The organism is Halanaerobium sehlinense, assembly GCF_055379485.1.
On the sequence record NZ_AP042442.1, the window covers coordinates 2,750,455 to 2,770,982 of the forward strand.

13 protein-coding genes, 1 tRNA gene and 1 other annotated feature are annotated in these 20,528 nt (G+C 33.2%); of the genes, 2 read left to right on the forward strand and 12 right to left on the reverse strand.

Annotated elements, in window-relative coordinates; genetic code table 11:
- Nucleotides 1–6: 6 nt before the first annotated feature.
- Nucleotides 7–2,061, reverse strand: coding sequence for a methyl-accepting chemotaxis protein (locus ACZ446_RS13385; protein ID WP_464393044.1), 2,055 nt, complete (start codon nt 2,059–2,061; stop codon nt 7–9).
- Between the two features lie 205 nt (nt 2,062–2,266).
- Nucleotides 2,267–2,521, forward strand: a binding site (T-box leader).
- 84 nt (nt 2,522–2,605) lie between these two features.
- Here ACZ446_RS13385 and ilvB point away from each other — a divergent pair.
- The gene (gene ilvB / locus ACZ446_RS13390; RefSeq protein WP_464393045.1) at nt 2,606–4,354 is read left to right on the forward strand and encodes a biosynthetic-type acetolactate synthase large subunit; all 1,749 of its coding nucleotides are present in this window, start codon (nt 2,606–2,608) and stop codon (nt 4,352–4,354) included.
- A gap of 153 nt (nt 4,355–4,507) precedes the next feature.
- Here ilvB and ACZ446_RS13395 read toward each other — a convergent pair whose 3' ends face one another.
- The 10 genes from ACZ446_RS13395 to ACZ446_RS13440 all read right to left on the reverse strand — a co-directional run bounded on the left by ACZ446_RS13395 (nt 4,508) and on the right by ACZ446_RS13440 (nt 17,234).
- Nucleotides 4,508–5,860, reverse strand: a complete 1,353-nt coding sequence (locus tag ACZ446_RS13395; protein WP_464393046.1) for a Na+/H+ antiporter NhaC family protein — start codon at nt 5,858–5,860, stop codon at nt 4,508–4,510.
- Between the two features lie 153 nt (nt 5,861–6,013).
- Nucleotides 6,014–7,240 (reverse strand): methionine gamma-lyase, encoded by a 1,227-nt coding sequence (megL, locus tag ACZ446_RS13400; RefSeq protein WP_464393047.1) that lies wholly within the window; start codon nt 7,238–7,240, stop codon nt 6,014–6,016.
- A 346-nt stretch (nt 7,241–7,586) separates the two neighbouring features.
- On the reverse strand, nt 7,587–9,203 hold the full coding sequence (locus tag ACZ446_RS13405; protein ID WP_464393048.1) for a sigma 54-interacting transcriptional regulator: 1,617 nt from the start codon (nt 9,201–9,203) through the stop codon (nt 7,587–7,589).
- A gap of 194 nt (nt 9,204–9,397) precedes the next feature.
- On the reverse strand, nt 9,398–11,824 hold the full coding sequence (locus ACZ446_RS13410; RefSeq protein WP_464393049.1) for a response regulator: 2,427 nt from the start codon (nt 11,822–11,824) through the stop codon (nt 9,398–9,400).
- A gap of 2 nt (nt 11,825–11,826) precedes the next feature.
- Nucleotides 11,827–12,132 (reverse strand): Hpt domain-containing protein, encoded by a 306-nt coding sequence (locus ACZ446_RS13415; protein ID WP_464393050.1) that lies wholly within the window; start codon nt 12,130–12,132, stop codon nt 11,827–11,829.
- A 43-nt stretch (nt 12,133–12,175) separates the two neighbouring features.
- Nucleotides 12,176–13,174, reverse strand: coding sequence for a diguanylate cyclase (locus ACZ446_RS13420; RefSeq protein WP_464393051.1), 999 nt, complete (start codon nt 13,172–13,174; stop codon nt 12,176–12,178).
- Nucleotides 13,175–13,201: 27 nt separating this feature from the next.
- A complete protein-coding gene (locus tag ACZ446_RS13425) occupies nt 13,202–14,608 on the reverse strand; it encodes a glycosyltransferase family 2 protein (protein ID WP_464393052.1) in 1,407 nt (468 codons plus the stop codon).
- Nucleotides 14,601–15,692, reverse strand: a complete 1,092-nt coding sequence (locus ACZ446_RS13430) for a HEAT repeat domain-containing protein (protein ID WP_464393053.1) — start codon at nt 15,690–15,692, stop codon at nt 14,601–14,603. Before ACZ446_RS13430 ends, ACZ446_RS13425 begins: the two co-directional genes overlap by 8 nt.
- A gap of 2 nt (nt 15,693–15,694) precedes the next feature.
- Nucleotides 15,695–16,066 carry a response regulator transcription factor gene (locus ACZ446_RS13435; RefSeq protein ID WP_464393054.1) on the reverse strand — a complete coding sequence of 124 codons (372 nt, stop codon included), beginning with the start codon at nt 16,064–16,066 and terminating at the stop codon, nt 15,695–15,697.
- A 19-nt stretch (nt 16,067–16,085) separates the two neighbouring features.
- Nucleotides 16,086–17,234 carry a tetratricopeptide repeat protein gene (locus ACZ446_RS13440; protein WP_464393055.1) on the reverse strand — a complete coding sequence of 383 codons (1,149 nt, stop codon included), beginning with the start codon at nt 17,232–17,234 and terminating at the stop codon, nt 16,086–16,088.
- A 390-nt stretch (nt 17,235–17,624) separates the two neighbouring features.
- Between ACZ446_RS13440 and ACZ446_RS13445 the strand changes: the two genes are divergently transcribed.
- Nucleotides 17,625–17,712 (forward strand) — tRNA-Ser (locus ACZ446_RS13445).
- 357 nt (nt 17,713–18,069) lie between these two features.
- Here the strand turns inward: ACZ446_RS13445 and ACZ446_RS13450 are convergent.
- Nucleotides 18,070–20,091: a methyl-accepting chemotaxis protein gene (locus ACZ446_RS13450; protein ID WP_464393056.1), complete on the reverse strand. Its 2,022-nt coding sequence runs from the start codon at nt 20,089–20,091 to the stop codon at nt 18,070–18,072.
- Between the last annotated feature and the right edge of the window lie 437 nt (nt 20,092–20,528).

Below are 20,528 nucleotides of genomic sequence, written 5' to 3' on the forward strand. Positions count from 1 at the left end.
ATTAGTTTACAGATTAAATTTATTTACAGTCTCTGTCAGCTTATCTGCAGTTTCAGCCAAACTTTTTGCTGAACGAACTACTTCTTTAGTAGAGTTAAGCTGGTCCTGACTGTAAGATGCAACATCTTCTGATCTCTGGGCTGATTCTTCACTTACAGCAGCAATTTGATTAATTATTTCTGCTACCTCTTTACCCTTAGTATTAACTTTATCTGTCTTCAAATCTATGCTTTCAATTATCTGACTTAACTTCATTGAAACTTCTTTAACCTTATCGAAAGAAAGTTTAGTTTTTTCTATAACATCTACACTGCTTTTTACAACATCTTCAGTTTCATCCATTTTTCTAACAGAATTATTTACACCTTCCTGAATATCTTTAATCAATACCTCAATTTTTTCAGTAGCCTTAGATGATTCTTCAGCTAAATTCCTGATTTCATCAGCTACAACACTAAATCCTCTCCCGGCCTCTCCAGCTCGAGCAGCTTCTATTGCCGCATTTAAAGCTAGTAAGTTTGTTTGAGATGCAATTCCATTTATTAAATTAACTATATTTCCAATTTCTTCAGATAAAACTCCAAGTTCACCAATGCTATCTGAGACTTCAGCAGTATTTTTGTTTACACTTTCTATCTGATCGATAGAAGTATCCATTGATACACTACCCTGTTCTATATTTTCCATAACCGATTTAGTTTCCGTTTTCATATTTTTGGACATCTTATCAATATTGTCAATTTCTTTACTCAGCTCTGCTACAACTGCAGTACTTTCTTCGGTCTGAGCCGACTGCTCTTCAGCACCAGAAGCAACATGTTCGATTGATTCTCCAACTTTTTCTGCAGAATTCTCTAAACCTTCTCCAGATGCACTTAACTCTTCACTTGATGATGATAAATCAAGAGCAATATTATTGATTTGGGATATCATATCTCTTAGATCTTCCTGCATCTCATTTAAAGCTTCAGATAAAATTGAAAGCTCATTATTTCCTTTAACTCTAATTTTTTCGGCATTTAAGTTTCCAGCAGCAATTTCTTTAGAGAAATTGGTGGCTTCTATAATTGGGTCAGATATTTTTTTGGAAATAAATAGAGCCAGTAGGGAAATTAAAATTAATAAACCAATAATTATTGTGATTATCTGTTTATACATTTGATTTATCTGAGCTTCCAGCTCACTTTTTGGAATTACAGAAATAAAGTTCCAGGATGTATTGTCAGATTTATAAGTATTAAACAAATACTCTTCTCCATTCATTACTGCTTCAAAAGATTTTGAGTCCTGGTCTAAATTACTGCTTAACCCTTCTACCTCTAATTCTGAAATGTTTTCAAATGTCAGAGAAGCATCTCTAGGATGTGCCAGAATATTATTCTGATCATCAGCTAAAATTATAAAACCTTCCTGACCAATAGTAATGTCTTTAATTAAATTTGTTAAACTATTTAAGCCAATATCGATTCCTAAAACACCCATAAATTCTCCATCAATGTTATTAAAGGTTGATACGGCTCCAATATTAATCGTATCATCTGCAGCCCAGTAGTAAGGTTCTGTTAAAACAACTTGACCTTCATTTTTTAGAGCTACTTCGTAGAAAGGCCTTTCCCGTGGGTCATAATTACTGCCAACCACTCCTTCAGGATGTTGAATCATTCCTCCATGTTTGGTCCCAATGTAAATATACGAAACCTCAGGATGGGTTTTAGCAAAATCATCAAATAAATAATAAATATCTTCTTCTACACCACCATTTTCAGATGGAGTCATCATTAAACTATCATTCTGATTAGTTAAGTACTTTGTTATATTATTATCGACCTGTTTTATGTATTCGTTTTGAACTAAAAATCTAGTATTTGCTTTCAACTGCTCGAAATATAGATTGATAGCATTATCAACTTGAGAAACTTCACGTTTAGTTGATTCAACAAAAGAATCTTCTATCATATTTTCAACATTTCTGATCTGAAAATAACTAACTATTCCCAGTGGAACTAAAGCAATTAATAATAAAACAATAGTTAACTTAAATTTGATACTGTTAAAAAACATGTTTTTAATATTTTTAATCTTAACCACTCCCCAAAATATTGTTTACTGTATACTGTCGACTTTTGTATCTATTTTATTAATTCTTCATTCTTCAGAAAATTCCTTTATTTTTTAAGAAAAAATTCACCTTTTTTAAAATTAACAATTTTTAATTTGACAAGGGGAAAATAATTTATTATACTTTTATTCATACAATTTAATTATTGCAAATGTTATGATAGGAAATGAATAATAAATATATGATGACAGAGAATCGGTATTTGCTGGAAGCCGTATCTATTTTATTATTACTCTCATCCTTGAACAGTAAGGCTGAATCAAGTAAGTCTTATCGGATAAGTTTTGCATCCGTTATCTTATGCTGAAGTACTATTTTATTTAAAAAGTACTTATTGAGGCTATTAACTTCATTAATAGTGAATTAGGGTGGTACCACGTGATTAAACCTCTCGTCCCAAATAATAGATTTAGGCTGTTATTTGCGATGAGAGGTTTTTTATATTTTTTAAAAATTATAATCTAAATATTAAGAGGAGTTGAAATTATGAAAAAACTGTCAGGTGCTGAAATCTTTATTGAGTCTTTGAGTCGCGAGCAGGTAGAATTAGTTTTCGGATACCCTGGAGGAGCCGTTTTACCGATTTTTGAAGAGTTTCGTAAATCAAAAATAAAATTTGTAATGCCTTACCATGAGCAGGTAGCTATCCATGCGGCAGGTGGTTATGCTAGATCAACCGGCAAAGCTGGAGTTTGCTTAGCAACATCTGGCCCTGGAGGTACTAATTTGGTTACAGGTCTTGCCACAGCTAATATGGACTCTATTCCAATTGTCGCTTTTACAGGTCAGGTACCAATGTCTGCCATAGGTACCGATGCTTTTCAGGAAGCAGATATTAGAGGTGTCACTGCTCCAATAACTAAACACAATTATTTGGTTAAGGATATTAATGATCTTGCTGAAACTATTAAAGAAGCCTTCTATATTGCCCAAACAGGCAGACCAGGTCCAGTTTTAATTGATATGCCAAAAGACATATTAATGCAGACTGCAGAATTTAACTATCCCGACAAAGTTTATTTACCGGGATATAATCCGACTAAAAAAGGACACGGCCTTCAAATTAAAAAAGCTGCTGAAGCTATAAACAATGCAAAAACTCCCGTAATTTACGCTGGTGGAGGAGTAATCAATTCAAATGGAAGTCAGGAACTGAGAGAATTAGCGAATAAGAGTGGAATTCCAGTTACAACAACCATGATGGGTCTGGGTTCTTTTGACAGCACAAACCCATTAAGTTTGGGAATGTTAGGCCTGCATGGAACAACTCAGGCAAATAAGGCAATACATAATGCTGATTTGATAATTGCAGTTGGAGCAAGATTCGACAATCGAGTAACCGGAAAAATTGATAAATTTGCACCTAATGCTGAGATCATTCATATCGATATTGATCCTGCTGAAATTGGTAAACGCCTCTACATTGATATTCCAATTGTAGGAGATGTTAAAATTGTACTGGAGGAATTAAATCAAAAAATTACTGAAAACGAACATCCAGAGTGGATGCAGCGAATTAATGAATGGCGTGATCTGCATCATAAGAAGGCATATCAGCCTAAAAAAGGTAAGCTGACTCACCGCCAGGTTATGGAAGAAATTTATAATGTCAGCCCAACAAACACAATTATTACTGCCGAAGTAGGACAGCATCAGATGTGGGCAGCCCATTATTATAAATATACTGAAGCAAGATCTTTCATTTCTTCAGGTGGTTTAGGCACAATGGGCTTTGGTTTCCCAGCTGCTATTGGAGCTCAACTGGGCAATCCATATAAAAAAGTAATAGCTATTGCTGGAGACGGCAGTTTTATGATGAACATGCAGGATATGGCGACAATTGCTAAACAAAATCTACCGGTGAATGTGGTCATTTTTAATAATAAACAACTGGGTATGATCAGACAGCTCCAGGAAGTTTATCAGGATAAAAATTACTTTTCAACCTGTTTGAGAAAGGATGTTTCCTGCCCCCCTGACTGTTCTGCCGGAGGAGAAAATTGTCCGGAAGAAATGATCCCTGATTTTGTTAAGTTGGCTGAGGCCTTTGGTAATTTTAAAGCAATCAGAATTGAGAAGGTTGAGGAAATAAGACCAGCAATTGAAGAAGCAATCAACAGTCCACAGCCATATCTACTTGATTTTATAATGGAAGAAGAAGAAACAATGTTTCCAATGGTTGTTGATGGTGACAGCCTGGATGAGATGCTTTTACACAAAGAAGAAATAAAATAATATTTTTTAAGTTAATATAATATCAAAAAGGTGGAGCCAATGCTCAGAAATTATAACTTTTAAGTTAATTTCTAAAGCTAAATTGCAGCTCCACCTATTTTTATTCCACTTAACTTTTATTTATATGTTTTTTGAATTAAACCTGCATTTTAATTATGCACTATTTTTTTGCTGTGCCGGTGCTTTTTCAGCAAATAGTTTATCTGCACTTGGGAAAGCGAAGTAAATTGCTAAGAGTCCCGCAATTAAAACCAAGAAATTGTAATGCAGATTAGGAATAATTTGTATCGGAGAAATTTCAGCTAATGAACCTGCCAATAAGATCTGAGCTCCATATGGTATTATTCCCTGCCAGACACAGGCAAAAATATCTAAAAGACTGGCACTACGTCTTAAATCAACATTATTTTCGATTGCTATGTTCCTAGCGAGTGGTCCACTGATGATAATAGCAACTGTATTATTCGCTGTACAAACATCTGTAACACTAACTAAGGCTGCAATTCCAAGTTCTGCACCCTTGGTGCTTTTAATTCGACTGGAAATTGCATAAATCAGATACTGTAATCCGCCTTCTTTCCGGATCATCGCTGCTAAACCACCAGCAAACATGGATAAGAAGAAAACCTCTGTCATACTATTAAAACCAGCATATGCTTCCTGAGCCATTGCAATAAAAGTAAAATCACCAAATATAATACCAATTAAACCTGACAAAAGCATTCCACCAAATAAAACCATAAAAACATTGACACCAATTAAGGCAAAAACTAAAACAGCAATATAAGGAACTACTTTAATAAGTTCATATGAATATTGAGAAGCCTGAACTGCTGTATCTCCTGCAAAAAAGAGGAATACTAAAGTAAGGATAGCAGCTGGCAAAACAATTAAAAGGTTCATTTTGAACTTATCCCGCATCTCAACACCCTGGGTCTGAGTTGCAGCAATTGTAGTATCAGAAATAATTGACAGGTTATCACCAAACATTGCCCCACCAATAACAGCACCGATAGTTAATGGTAATGGTAGTGCAGCTTTAGAGGCAATACCAACAGCAATTGGAACTACAGCTCCAATTGTTCCCATTGAAGTACCCATAGCAGTAGCAATAAAAGCTGCTATTAAAAATAATCCTGGCAGTAAAAACTGAGATGGAATAATTGACAGACCTAAATTAACAGTTGCATCTACTCCACCTACTGCTTGAGAAACAGCTGAAAAAGCTCCAGCCAAAAGATAAATCATACACATTATAATAACATTATTTTCTCCAGCACCTTTAACAAAAGATGACACTCTTTCTTCCATTGAACCTGAGGCCATAAAAAATGCAACAACGATTCCGACTAAAGCAGCAATTGGAGCAGGAAACTGGTAAAATGCCATTTCCACTCCCTGCATAGAGAAGTAAATACCCATCCCTAAATATAAGACTAAAAAGACAAATAAAGGTATTAGTGCAACAGGATTTCCTTTATCTAGTTTTTCAACTTTATTTTTCATTTATACTTAACCCCCGTTAAATTTGTTTTTAAAATTTTCTGAGTATTATCTCCTTATAAGATCCTCCGTTTTTCAGGAGGACCTATCTTATACAGTGATTTTTATTTTTAAATCTTAATTTGAATAACTTATATTTGATCGCTTATTTTGAACTTATACTGTTGCTAAGTTTTCTTCTTCAACCTCAGCTAAGACTGATAAAGAGTTGTCTAAATCAGCAATAATATCTTCAACATCTTCAATACCAATTGAAATTCTAACTAATCCATCTGTAATTCCAGCTGCTAATCTTTCTTCACGTGGTACTGGAGCATGAGTCATTGAAGCTGGGTGCTGAATTAATGTATCAACATCACCTAAACTAACTGCAAGAGTTGCTAGGTTAACATTGTTCATCATTTTCTCACCTGCACCATAGCCACCTTTTAACTCAAAACTAATCATGCTACCAAAACCAGATGCCTGCTTTTTAGCTAAGTCATGCTGAGGATGACTTTCTAAACCTGGATAGAATACTCTTTCTACTTTATCATGAGCTTCTAAGAATTCAGCAACTTCCATTGCATTTTCTGTATGCTTGTCAACACGAATTGGAAGAGTTTTTAGGCCTCTTAGTAATAACCAGGCGTTAAATGGACTGATAATTCCACCAAAATCTTTCAGAGTAGTCATTCTGATTTCAGCTAACATTTCCGCATCACCAGCGATAATACCAGCAATAGCATCACCATGGCCGCCAATATACTTTGTTGCACTGTGAACAACCATATCTGCACCTAAAGCTAATGGATTCTGCAGGTAAGGAGTCATGAAAGTATTATCTACAATTACTTTTGCTCCTGCTGCGTGAGCTTTTTTGCTAATTTCTTCAATATCAACTAAGTTTAGAGTTGGATTTGAAGGTGTTTCTAGATAAACAAGTTTAGTGTTATCCTGCATATATTCATCTACATTATCTAAGTCAGATAAATCTGCAAATGTTACTTCAATTCCATATCTAGGTAAAATTTCTTCCATCAAAGAATGAGTACATCCATATAGGCAGTCATGAGCTAAAATATGATCACCAGCAAAAGCAATAGCCATTACAGATGCAGAAATTGCTGACATACCAGAAGCTGTTGCAATAGCTGCTTCAGCACCTTCTAGAGCTGCCATTTTTTCTTCTAAAGCACTCTGAGTTGGGTTGCCAAGCCTTGTGTAAATATAACCTTCTTTTTCTCCAGCAAATTTGTCTGCTCCATCCTGTACATTTTTAAAAGCAAAGGTTGAAGTTTGATAAATAGGTGTGTTGTGAGCACCTGTCTGTGGATCCGCATGCTGACCTGCATGACAACAAAGTGACTGAAAACCTAATTTCCCTAAATCTTTCTTTTCCAAAATAAAAACCTCCTGTAATTAATTTAAATTTAAATAAAACTTTTTTATTAAATTGCTTTCACTCATATTATAATGCAATTAGTGTGCCACAATTTAATAATCAGGAAATCTTTTTTTGAAATCGCTGTAATGACAGTAATTATAACCTGAAATTATTTTTTTGTAATTATAATGATTTAATTGTCAACTTTAAAATTAGTATAAATTGTTTTAAAATTTAGAACAACGTAAATAAATGTTTACAGCCACAAAAATTTAATTAAACAAGATTACAATTAATTATGTCTGTTTATCTCTCTTTTAAGCGATAATAATGCTGTAAACTTATCTTTCCGAATGGAAAGTTTTATTTCAAATTATACTTTTTAGCCTTATTTAGAACAGTAGTATGAGAAACCCCAAGTACCTCTGCAGCCTTGCGCAGACTCTGTTCTTCATCTAAAGTATGAGCTATTACAAGTTTTTCTAATTCACCTACCATTTTTTTAATTGAAGAAATTTCTTTAATATCGACATAATTACCTTTTAGTAAACTATTTTCATTATAATCTCCAGCTTCTCTATTTAAATAATTGTTATTTTGAAGTTTTAATCTATCAAATATTATATCATCTGCAGTAATCTCTAATGATGAAACAAAATTAATTGCTCTTTCTAAAACATTTTTAAGTTCACGTACATTTCCCGGCCAATCATAAGTCATAATCTTTTTTTTGGCTGCTGGACTTAAATGTTTATTAGGAATTCTCATTTTATTAGTAATCTTCCAGATAAAATATTTACTTAGAGCAAATAAATCTTCTCTTCTTTCTCTTAAAGGAGGAATAATTATTGGAATCACATTAAGTCTGTAATATAAGTCCTCTCTGAACTTGTTTTCCCTGATCATCTCTTCAATCTTTCTATTTGTTGCAGCAATAACCCTCACATCGATATTAATAACCTGGTCTCCACCAACTTTTCTAATCTGATTTTGTTCCAGGGTTCTTAAAAGTTTTGCCTGCAGATGTGCTGACATTTCTCCAATTTCATCTAAGAATATAGTGCCTTTATCAGCAATTTCAAAAAGGCCCTGTTTACCGCCTTTTTTGGCACCGGTAAATGATCCTTCCTCATAACCAAAAAGTTCACTCTCTAATAAAGAATCAGGTAAAGCAGCACAGTTTACTGCCACAAAAGGTTCCTGACTTCTGGAACTAGCAGAATATATTGCTCTAGCAAACAGTTCTTTTCCAGTTCCGCTTTCTCCACGAATAAATATTGTTGAATCATTTTTGGCTGATCGCTTAGCATATTCTATTAGCTGATCCATCTTTTCACTTTGATGAATTATATCATTAAATTCAATTTTAGGAGTTTCGTGAATTGTATTATATAGTTTTCTTACTTCATCAATATCTTTCATTGAAGCAACTGCTCCAATCAAATTATTATCTTCATCAAAAACTGGGGTGGTTGTAGTAAAATAGTGAGATTTACCATAATCTCCTTCAATCAAGATTTCTTCATTTTCTATCTTTTTCTTCTTTTTTAAACTCTCAATTATTGGAAGCCTCTCTGAATCTAAAATTTCTCTAATATCTTTTCCAATTGACTTTTTTAATGAAACATTTAAGATAACCTCAGCTGACTTATTCATGGTACTGATTTTCCCATATTTATCGATAGCAACAATTCCTTCTTTTAGATTATTCATAACAGTCTTTAGTTCCTGCTCTTTAACCTCAAACGGCATATATTCTATATCAGATACTTCTTTTACAAAATCTAAGCGTTCTAATTCAATAAGCAGTTCTTCTCTTTTTACCTTTTCACACTCTGGCAGTTCGCCAACTCGAATATAAATCTTCCCCGGAACTACCTCCATAGCCATCAAATTGATATTCAAATCATCGACCAGATTAAGCAGGCGGCTTGTTACTCCGGGCATATCAATAACATCTATCTTAAAAGAGCAGCTCATATTTTTCTCCTTTCAGAAAAATATTTTTAATAGTTAAAATCGGAAAAATATATGTATGGTTTAATCTAAGGACAAAAAAAATAGCTTAAATAGATTAACAGACATCTACTAAGCTAATTATATCATAGAATATATTAAAGATGAAATATTACAGTATCTTAATCAATATCTAAATCGTAAGACCTAATAAAAAATTAATATTTCAAATAATCATCTATCATTTTAAAAAGTTTATCTTTTTTTATTGGTTTAGTCAGGTGATCATCAAAACCCTCCTGCAGAGCTCTATCTTTATCAGAATCCAGGGCATAAGCTGTTAAAGCAATCACCTTAGTTTTAGCGATATTTCTTTCAGCTTCCCATGCTCTGATCTTATTGATCGCCTGATATCCATTCATTTCCGGCATCTGGATATCCATTAAAATCAGATCATAATCATTATTTTTGAATTTTTCTAGACCCTCAATTCCATTTTCAGCCATTTCCAGCAGGTAATCTTTTTTCTTCAAAAATGCTTTGATTAAAAACTGATTATCAGGGTTATCTTCTACTACCAGGATTTTTTTGTTTTCTTGCTCAGCCAAATTAAGGTTTCTTTTTTCAGGTTCTATACTGCTGATTTTTTTATTCTTTTCTTTTTTGACAATTCTGACAGCTGCTTTCTCCAGCAGTGAAAATAATTCTTTTTTTCTGATTGGTTTCATCATATAATCATCAATAAAGGCTTTATATGTTTCTAGATATTTGTTTTCAAAGTCTGAAGAAAGAATGATTATCTGCAAATTATCTATTTTAAATTTCTTTTTAATTTCTGCTGCAATTTCCAGGCCACTTTTTTTCGGCATAAAGTTATCCATTAAAATAATTTGATATGGATTATCGGCTTCTATACTTTCTGCTAAAACCTCAAGAGCCTCTTCTCCACTACTTGCAGTATCAACTTCAGCCCCCTTTTCTGCCATTATTTCTTGTAATATGAAATTATTTGTTGAATTATCATCTACAGTTAATATTCTTAAGTCATTAAACTGCTGCGATTTAATTTCAAGATATTCAATTTCCTCATTAAGAACCTCAAACGGCAGCGAAAAGTAAAAAGTGCTCCCCAAACCCGGACTACTCTTCAACCAGATTTCTCCTCCCATTAATTCTACTAACTGTTTGGAGATAGTAAGTCCAAGTCCTGTCCCGCCATATTTACGGGTGCTTGATGCATCAGCCTGAGTAAAACTATTAAATATAGTTTCCTGCTTTTCTTCAGCTATCCCAATTCCTGTGTCTTTAACAGCAAAAATCACTTTAGTCTTATTAGCTTCAGAAAAATCAGGATCAATTCTAAGATCTAAAAAAACCTGACCACTTTCAGTAAATTTAACCGCATTTCCCAGCAGATTTATTAAGACCTGTCTAAATCGATCCGAATCACCAATTACACATTCAGGTATCTTAGAAGAAATCCGAAGCGGCATTTCTAAACCCTTTTCGTAGGCCCTAACTGAAATCATCTCCGCGATGTTTTCAACAGTTCTTACTAGATTAAACTCTTTTTTTTCAAGCTCTACTTTTCCTGCTTCAATTTTTGAAAGATCAAGAATATCATTAATTAAAGTTAATAAACTTTCTCCAGCATTCTGAAATATATTAACATATTTTTTCTGTTGCTCATTCAAATTAGTATCCTGTAATAATTCTGCCATCCCAATAATCGAGTTCATTGGCGTTCTAATCTCATGACTCATTGTTGATAAAAATTCAGATTTTGCTCTAGATGCTTCCCTTGCCTTATAACTAGCCTGTTTCAATTCAATATTTTTTAATTTCAATTCTTTAGAATAATCCTCTAATTTTTTTAAAGCTTTTTCTTTTTCAGTTATATCATAGTTAACTCCTATTACTTCGACCGGCTGATCCTTCTCTAAAATAGGCTTCCCAAAGGCTTTAATATACTTAACCTTACCAGTATCTGTTTTAATTCTAAATTCATGACTAAAAATCTCATTATTTTTGATTGTTTCTCTAAATGTTCTTGTAGTTTTTTCTTTATCTTTATAGTAAATATGCTCAGTCCAATCTTCATAAGAGTAACTTTTATCTTCTTCTGTTTCATAAATCTTAAACATATATTCATCCCAAATTATCTCATTAGTATCTAAATCTAATTTCCAGACTCCTATCTCTGCAGCACTGGTTGCTAGTTTATATCTTCTGCTTAATTCCTTTTTTTCTTCTTCCAGCTTTTTTCTTTCCGAAATATTGCGGGCACTACCTACAATATGAGTGATTTCTCCAGCTTCAAAAACAGGGCTCAACTTGGTTGACCAGACTTTTTTACCCCCAGGTAGATCCAAAACTTCTTCATAAGTGATAGTCTTTTTCTGATCAAGGCACTTTTGGTAACGGGCTTTTACTACTTCTCCCATTTCTGCTCCGAGAACTTCTACAGGAGTTTTTCCGGCTATATCTTCAGTTTTTAAACCAGTTAAATTTTCATGGGTGGGATTTAACTTAAGAAAGCGAAAATCTTTATTCTCATCTATTTCCATTATAAAAAGAGCATCCTGTGTATTATTAAAAACAATCTCATATTCTTTTTCTAAATTAAAATTTGGCAAAATAGCCACCTCTATTCTTCCTGATAGATAATTTCTAAATTATTCAGATAGTTTTTTAACTCTATGATCAAATTATTAAGCTTTTCCTTATTTTTTAGTTCAGCATTTTTCTCAATCTGGCTTCCTAGTTCTGTTAAATAATCAAAACCATAGCCACCACCAGAACCTTTCAAGCTGTGACCGATAATTCTCATCTGATCATATTCTGCTTCCTTAAGCAATCTTTCTAAATTTTTTATATCTTCTTCTCTATTTTCTAAAAACTTAGGAATTAAAAATTCAAGATCTGGATCAATATAAACTTTATTTTTTGCCATTTTAATAACTCCTCTGCAATTTCATTTTTTTGAAGTCTATACTTTATTTAAAACTCTGATATACAGTCTGATTTCTTCCTTTTTCTTTAGCCTGATAGAGAGCCTGATCTGCCTTTTCAATAAAAGCTTTGATCAAGTGTTGAGTAATCTTCGTTTTAATTTTAATACTGCTAACCCCTAGACTAACAGTTACATAATCAGCAGTATCAGAATTTTTATGCTCTATTTTCAGATTTATAATTCCTTTTCTAATATCTTCAGCTATTTTTAAGGCCCCATTTTTATCCGTATGAGGAAGAATCACTGCAAATTCTTCTCCACCGTAGCGGGCTGCAAAGTCTGCTGCTCTTTTCGTATTTTCATCTAAAACAGAGGCAACCTCTTTTAAACACTCATCTCCCTCCTGATGACCATAGGTGTCATTATAGGCTTTAAAATTATCAATGTCGATCATTATTAAAGAAATATATGATTTTTTTCTTTTGGCTCTTTTTAATTCATTTTTTAAAGTTTTATCAAATAAACGTCTATTTGAAATACCTGTCAAACCATCAACCAGAGCCATTTTCTCCAGTTTTTGATTGGCCATTTTTAGTTCTTCTGATAGTTTAAGCAGCTCTTTTTCCCTTTCAATTCTTGCTTTCGTTTCTTTTCTTAATCTAATAGCAGAATTGACTCGTGCAATAAACTCTATTTTTTGGATTGGTTTTTTAAGATAATCCATTGCTCCTGCCTCAAAAGCATCTTTTAAAAATACTGATTCTTTTTGAGCAGTGATCATAATAATTGGAATCTCCTGATAGGCGGGATTTTCTTTTATCTTGCTGCAGATATCAATTCCATTTTCATCCCCTAAGATAATGTCCAAAATTATTAAATCAACTTTAGGCTCAGCTTTTAAATCAGCCACATTTAAGAGATGATAAGTTTTTTGAGCAGAATCTGTGAAATTAATCTTTTCAACTTCTAACTTTTTTAAATAATTTTCTAGAAGCATCCTCATATCTCTGTCATCATCAACAACTAAAATATTAATTTCCATCACCTTTTCTTTATTATTTGATCACAATTAGTCACTGGAGAAATTTTTCCGTTTCTGGCTGCCCCAGCTTTCTTTTTTGAACAGCAGGTCAATAATTCCCTGCAGACGCCAGAATGTGTGCAGCTGTTTATAGCCTAAGTTTTCTAAAAAGGCATATAAAACCAGGCTGAGCTTTTCGCTTAATTTATCATATTTATGAAAAGTCATCTCTTCAAAAAGCAGCGAAATTATTGAGAGTAAAATCCCCATTAAAATGGCAGTGATAAAAAAGAGTACCGCTACAGGGGGAATCCCTGACTGCAAAAAGATTGTTAATATTATTGCCAGATAGCCAAAAGTCTCAATTACCGGTCCTAAAAACTCAACAAAAAAATAGAATGGATAGGCAAATAAACCAAGCAGTCCATAATCTCTATTAAATAAAAGTTCTTTATTCATCAATAAGCTCTGTCCAAGACCGCGCTGCCAGCGCCGACGCTGATTAGATAGAGTCTCCATATCTTCTGGCACCTGAGTCCAGCAGACCGGATCCGGAAAGAAAACAACTCTATATTCACGATTGGCTTTTTTCATCTTTCTATTTAACTTAAGTACCAATTCCATGTCTTCACCAACTGTGTCGGTGCTGTAGCCGCCAGCTTTGATTAGGTGTTTGCGCTTAAAAACTCCAAAGGCACCGGAAATAATCAGCAAACTGTTAAGAGCAGCCCAGCCAACACGGCCGAATAAAAAAGCCCTCAAATATTCTAAAACCTGCATTCTAACCAGAGGTTTTTTAGCCAGCCTTACTTTTTTTACCTGGCCACCTCTAATCTCACAGTCATTAGCAACTCTGATAGTTCCTCCAGCTGCAATAACCCGCCAGTCCTTTGAAAAAGGCTCTACAATTTTTAAGAGAGCGTGGTCATCAATTAAAGAATCTGCATCAACATTACAGACTAAGGGAAACTGGGCAATATTAATTCCTGCATTAAGGGCATCAGCTTTACCACCATTTTCTTTATCTACTACAACTAGATTAGGATAATCAGTTGAATCATAAACTTCCTTAACCTGCTTAGTTTCAAGGTCTTTTCTATAACTTCGGCTGGATTTAATCAGATTAAATTTATCCTTTAACTGATCTATAGTTCCATCTCTAGAGCCGTCATTAACGACTACCAGCTCATATTCTGGGTACTGCAGCGAAAGAATAGATATAATGTTATCAACTATGGTTAGCTCTTCATTATAGGCTGGAATTATAATTGAAACCGGTTTGTAAAACTCACTCTGAAATACATTTTCAAACTCAACTGTTTCTCTTGCACTCCAGTATTTTCTGATCGAAGAAAATGCTTTAATGTTTAAAAACAAATAGGTCCCATTGACTAAAAATAAATAAAATACAGCAAAATAATCGAATATCAATAAAATATAATAAAATTTATCCATTCTCTACTTCACCAACCTTCAAGTTACCCTTCTGATCTAAAATATATCTTCCCATTTCATATCCTGCTTCTCTATTTTTAAAAATTTCGATTAAAAGTTCCTTTTTGCCCAGCTCAAAAATTGCCAGAGCAGAATAATAACGGACCCACCAGTTCTGATCATCTATTAATTCTTTTAGCGCTGCAAGATAATTAGCGTCTTTAATTTCAGCCAGATACCTTGCTGCCTGACTTCTTACCACCCAGTTTTGATGTTCTAAAAATGGTTTTAAATCTTTATCAATTGGATATTCAATCTTAACCAGTGCTTTAAAGATATGAATCAATACTTCTTCATTAGAATCTCTATCTAGAGCAGAAAGCATAATTTCTACACCTGGAATAAAGCGGAAATAACCAAAAATATCAATAAACAGAGATAGGCTCTGATATTCTGGAACCCCCAAAACTTCTTCTAAATTATTTTCCTTACAATAATTTTCTTCTAAAAAGTCCTTAATCTGATAACAGTTTTCCTCTCCAAAACGAATTAAGATCTCTGTAAGTGCTTCGAAAGTAAACCTGCTCTCTTTTAAAACTGTCTTTAAAACAGGAAAAAATAATTCTTCTTCCCCTACATCAGCAATTGACCAGATACTTGCTGTCATTAAATTTTTATCATTCGAATCTAAATATTTTTTCAATAAAGGAACAGCTCTTTTTTCTTTAATCTTTCCCAGAAAAGCAGCCGCTTTAGTTTTTTCTTCCTTATTTCCTGCTGCCAGTTTATTTAGAAAAAAATCAACCATCCCATTTTTTTGAACCAGCTCCTGCAGCTGCTCAAAGTCTTTACCCTTTAAATTTTTAAGATATGGTTTAAGAAAATCATATAAATATAAATAACTGTTATTCATTTCAGCAGCTGTTTCTTCCAGGCTCAGATCATCATTCAGATACTGAAACAAAATATTTTCCCACTCTTCTTTTTTTTGTTCAAAAATTTTATTTCTTCTTTTATATAAGAGATGATAAAAAATAATCATCAAAACTATTGTCAGGATTAATAAAAGCAGACCAGATGCGAAATAGTAAAGATATTCTATCATCCTCAATCAGCCAGCATTTTCTTGAGCCTGAGCAGTAGTTCATCAGGTCTAAATGGTTTAGTAAGATACTCATCGGCTCCAGCATTTAGTCCCTTTAAAATATCTTCTTCCTGACTCCTGGCTGAAAGCACCATAACAGGTAATTTAATATTTTCTTCTCTGATTTTTTTTAGAACCTGCATCCCATCTATAACAGGCAGCATTAAATCTAAAACCAGAGCATCATAATCATCAGATTTTATCTCCGCTAAAACTTTATCTCCCTCTTCAATGACTTTAGTCTGATAATCCTCTTTTCCAAACTTATAAGCTATTAACCTTGAAATTGACTGATCATCTTCAGCAATTAAAATTTTACTATTTTTGACCTCCACCAGAATTTACCTCCCATTGTTATTTTAAATCTAACCTAAAATCAAAATTAGACGTCTGTTGATCATTAAACCATAAATTCAAACTGCTTAAACTAAATTCATCTCCAGAAAACAAGTCTGAAAACTCAAAGCCAACTTTAAAAACATATTCTCCATCAGTATAGTGACTTAAAGCCAGATTCAAGAGATAACCTTCCCTGAGAAAATACAAATCAAGATGCTGAGAGAAGTCTTTGATCCAGTCAGCATCATAACGCCTGGAGCTGTTTTTTAAAACCATAATTATTTTCTTAAACTTATGTTCATATTCTAATTCCAAGCTCTGATAATCTGAATTTATATTTTCTTCAACCAGATTATAATTAACTCCCACTAAATTTTGCTCATCAATTAGATAATCAAGATTATTATTTAACTCGTACCTATCTCGAGTTTCTCCATTATAATAAAGAAATTCCGAACTAAAAACAGTTTTTTCTGAAATTAGAGGTTGGCTCATTTCTAATTTTGACTTCAGCAAAAAATTAGATTCATTTTTGAAAAAATTTACTCCAACTGCGCTTTCTAAATTAATTCCATCCCGCAGCAGCTTTTCTAGACCCACTGCTAATTCTAAGTCTTCTTTGTCAGTTTCTGAATAAGCAGCTTTTCCCTCGAGATAAAATATGGTTTTAAGCTGCTCTTCGATTCTATTTAGTGACTCTCGATACTGTTCTGCTAACTCAGACGATTCAGCCTTTTTAATTGCTTCTTTTATTAACTTTTCTGCTTCAAAAAAATTCTCCTGCCATTCCTGATGTCTGGCTAAAAGGGCTGTTCTTTCAGAGGAATATTCAATTTTTTGTGCTTTCTCTATTATTTCTTCAGCCTCCTCAAACTTCCTCTGCCAGCCGTAAATTCTGGCCAGATGATTATATGAGTCAAGCCGCTGAGGATTTGATTCAATGAGCTCTAATAATAGCTCTTCTGCCTCCTGATAGTTTTCCTCCCAGCTAAGTAGTAGGGCTTTATAGAACTTCAAATCTGGATTAGAACTTATATCGCTTTTTTCTAAAATTTTGAGGGCCTCTTCTGTCCTGCCTGCTGCTATTAGACCCTGAATCTCATTCAATTCGGGTTCAGCAGCTAATGTAAAAGCCGTACTTAAAAATAATATAATGATAAGCATAATTGATATTTTTTTAATATTAATAAAAATCACCTCTTAGTTCCAATTTCATTTCTAAGTTTAATAATTATGCTGCAGCTAAAAATTCTATCTCCAAATTTTCCTGATATTAAGCTGCAATATTTCTATTATCTATTATATTCAAGAAAAGCAGAAATATACCTTTTAAGTTTAGATATTTATATAAATAATGGTAAAATTTATTTTTGATTTTGAAGAAATAATATTACTACTGAGTTAACAAATCCTCTTTTAAATAGTTTTAATTAATATCTTAAATTATTTAAATGTTAATTCAAAATTTCTCACTCAAAAAAATATAAAATTTATTTTTAAAAACTCTTGACAGAAATGGATATCTATAGTACAATATTATTCGTGACATAAAGTGGAGAGATGTCCGAATTGGCTAAGGAGCCGGACTTGAAATCCGGTGAAGCCGAAAGGTGTCAGGGTTCGAGTCCCTGTCTCTCCGCCATTGAATATTAAGAGCGTTATAACGGGGATAGTCCCTGTTATTGAAATGCTCTTTAATTAAATAAAACGTATCTGATTTTTGGCTGATCCGATACACTGATTAACTCCTATCAAACTAAATTGATGGGGGTTTTTTTATGTTAAAAAAGTCTATTGTTGCTGATTTTTTTATGATTTAAAGCTGGTAATTTATAATAAACAGAATAACTATTATTTCAGCGGAAAATACTAATACTTGTTATAATAGAAGGTAAAACTTGGTTATATGCTAATACAAGAAAAGGCTACTGGAGAATATCCAATAGCCCAACATCTGCAAGGATCTTTAATAACCTGTTATTAAAGAAACTAGGATACTTTAAATTTTGAATTCATTTACCGCATTTGAGAGTTTCTGTGCCATCTCCGCAAGATTTTGAGCAGAATTTACAATCTCTTCAGTGGAAGCACTCTGTTCTTCACTGGCTGCAGCAACTTCTTCTGCATTACTTGCCGCTGTTTGACTGACTTCTGCAATCTGTTTTACTGCAGATTCCACTTCATTACTGTTTACTTTCATTTTTTCAGTCTGTTCGTCTATATTTTCTATTATATTATTCAGAACAGAGGCTGCCTGCCTGATATCATCAAATGACTTACCACTTTCTTCTATTGAACTTACACTTGTATTTACTGCTTGCTCTGTCTGCTTCATATTTTCAACCGAAATTTCTACATCTTTCTGAATTCCACCAATTAATTTTGATATTTCGTCAGTAGCTTCACCTGACTGTTCTGCTAGTTCTCTAATTTCATCTGCAACAACACTAAAACCTCTTCCTGCTTCTCCAGCTCTTGCTGCCTCAATAGCTGCATTTAAAGCAAGAAGGTTTGTCTGAGCAGATATATCTTTAATTATTTGAACTATCTCACCAATTCTTTGTGATGAGTCTGCAAGAGAATCTATGGCATCAGATACATTATTAGAATTTTCTTTGAGTTTATTGACCTCTGCTACTGAATTTTCTATAGATTGATCACCAATTTCTATATTGTATGTTACCTCATCTGCTTTTTTGTTCATTGCTTCCGAGGAACTACTCACCATATTGATCTGGCCTGTCAGTTCATAGAGCAGAGCATTTGTTTCCTGGGCCTGTGCTGATTGTTCTTCAGCACCAGATGCCACATCCTGGATTGCTGTACCAACATGTTCTGCAGAAGCTGATACTTCTTCACCAGAGGCTGAAAGTTCTTCACTTGAAGCTGATAGGTTAGCTGAAATATCTATTACCTGTCCAACAAGAGATTTTAGGTTTTTGAGCATATTATTTAATGCATTTGATAGTTCCCCAACTTCATCCTTAGTCTTTACTTTCAATTCTGCCACCGAAAGATTACCATTTGCTATCTCTTCTGCAAATCCTATAGCATTTTTAAGCGGATTTACTACAGAAGAGGTCACCATGAAAACTATAATTGAGGCTACAATTATTGCTAACAAAATAGTAATGAATATCTTATTTCTGTATGCATCCAGCGCTGATTGATATTCAGATGTTGGAAGTGCGGTTACTATTATATAGTTATCATAGGGCATATAATGCTGGAGAAGTTCTTCTCCTTCCAAATTGATAATATCATTACCTTCCTGCTGAGTTAATATTTCATTGCCCCAGCTGTAATCTGTTATACTGCTGCCTATCATGCTGCTTTCTGGATGGCTAATTATCTCACCATTTTTGTTTGTAATATAAATATACCCATTTCTACCGTATTTAGCTGTTTCTGCAGTACGAGTGATATCAATTTTTGCCAAAATTTCCTGCAGTTCTTTTGGCCGGACACCAATCTGGACAATTCCTGCTTTATCTGTTCTTCCAACCCCTATATATTTAAATAATTCACCATCTGTTCCCCTCTCTTGAGGAGCCTGTGCTAATTCAAACTCTTCATTTTTCAGTCCTTCTAAAAAAGGCTGTGTCTGTTCTGATCCACTAAAATCAAACCCAATAAATTCCATAACACTAGACCATCTGATAACACCTTTTGCATCAGTTACATGTATTTCTTCTAAATCCAATTCCCGCATAAGAGTATTTATTTCCTCCTGGATTATAGAATCAGATACTGTTGTTAAATGTTGATCTATTGTTCTGGTTATTGTAATAAGATATTTATCAATTGCCTCTTCAGTAAGCTGAGCATTTTCTTTTCTATCATCTATTATGGTTTTAATTTCTTCCATCTTTGAAGTTGCTGTTTCTTCAGTCTGCTCCATGATATAATCTCTTTGAGTATCATAACCTATATATCCTATTACTGCCATTCCTGCTATGAGTACTATAAGTGTTGGTATTAAAAATTTTGCTCTAATCGACTTAAATTTTAATAATTTCATACTTTTTTATTACACTCCTTTTTGGCTGATAATGCTTTTATTTAATCTCACTAATTATATTATCGTGCTTAAGTTTGCAAAACTTAAACATCTTCAAACATGATTAAAGCCTTCCATACCTAATTAAATCTTATTTACTCATAAATAGTCTTTATCTTAACATGAAAAATTTGTCGAAAAATATTGTTGAGGAGGTTAACTAGTTATTGAAACTGAACCAGTAACAAATTTCGAGCAGTAGTATTAATATGATTTTAGAAATGATAATAGTCACACTTTGCTGTATTGTAAACGATGATAAATTTGCCACAAATTCCTAATAAAAAAAGCTGATACTATTAATTCATGTAATAATATCAGCCCCTATGTTAAATAAATTGATACATATTTAGTTTTGTTTATAATTATACAGTTTCAAAGTATAATTATGAGAATTT

Excerpts from the sequence above, each read along its gene's own strand:
- ACZ446_RS13395 (WP_464393046.1), bottom strand. The coding sequence starts at position 5,860 with ATGAAAAATAAAGTTGAAAAACTAGATAAAGGAAATCCTGTTGCACTA.
- ACZ446_RS13405 (WP_464393048.1), bottom strand. The coding sequence starts at position 9,203 with ATGAGCTGCTCTTTTAAGATAGATGTTATTGATATGCCCGGAGTAACA.
- ACZ446_RS13425 (WP_464393052.1), bottom strand. The coding sequence starts at position 14,608 with ATGGATAAATTTTATTATATTTTATTGATATTCGATTATTTTGCTGTA.
- ACZ446_RS13430 (WP_464393053.1), bottom strand. The coding sequence starts at position 15,692 with ATGATAGAATATCTTTACTATTTCGCATCTGGTCTGCTTTTATTAATC.
- ACZ446_RS13415 (WP_464393050.1), bottom strand. The coding sequence starts at position 12,132 with ATGGCAAAAAATAAAGTTTATATTGATCCAGATCTTGAATTTTTAATT.
- ACZ446_RS13450 (WP_464393056.1), bottom strand. The coding sequence starts at position 20,091 with ATGAAATTATTAAAATTTAAGTCGATTAGAGCAAAATTTTTAATACCA.
- ACZ446_RS13440 (WP_464393055.1), bottom strand. The coding sequence starts at position 17,234 with ATGCTTATCATTATATTATTTTTAAGTACGGCTTTTACATTAGCTGCT.
- ACZ446_RS13385 (WP_464393044.1), bottom strand. The coding sequence starts at position 2,061 with ATGTTTTTTAACAGTATCAAATTTAAGTTAACTATTGTTTTATTATTA.
- ilvB (WP_464393045.1), top strand. The coding sequence starts at position 2,606 with ATGAAAAAACTGTCAGGTGCTGAAATCTTTATTGAGTCTTTGAGTCGC.
- ACZ446_RS13420 (WP_464393051.1), bottom strand. The coding sequence starts at position 13,174 with ATGGAAATTAATATTTTAGTTGTTGATGATGACAGAGATATGAGGATG.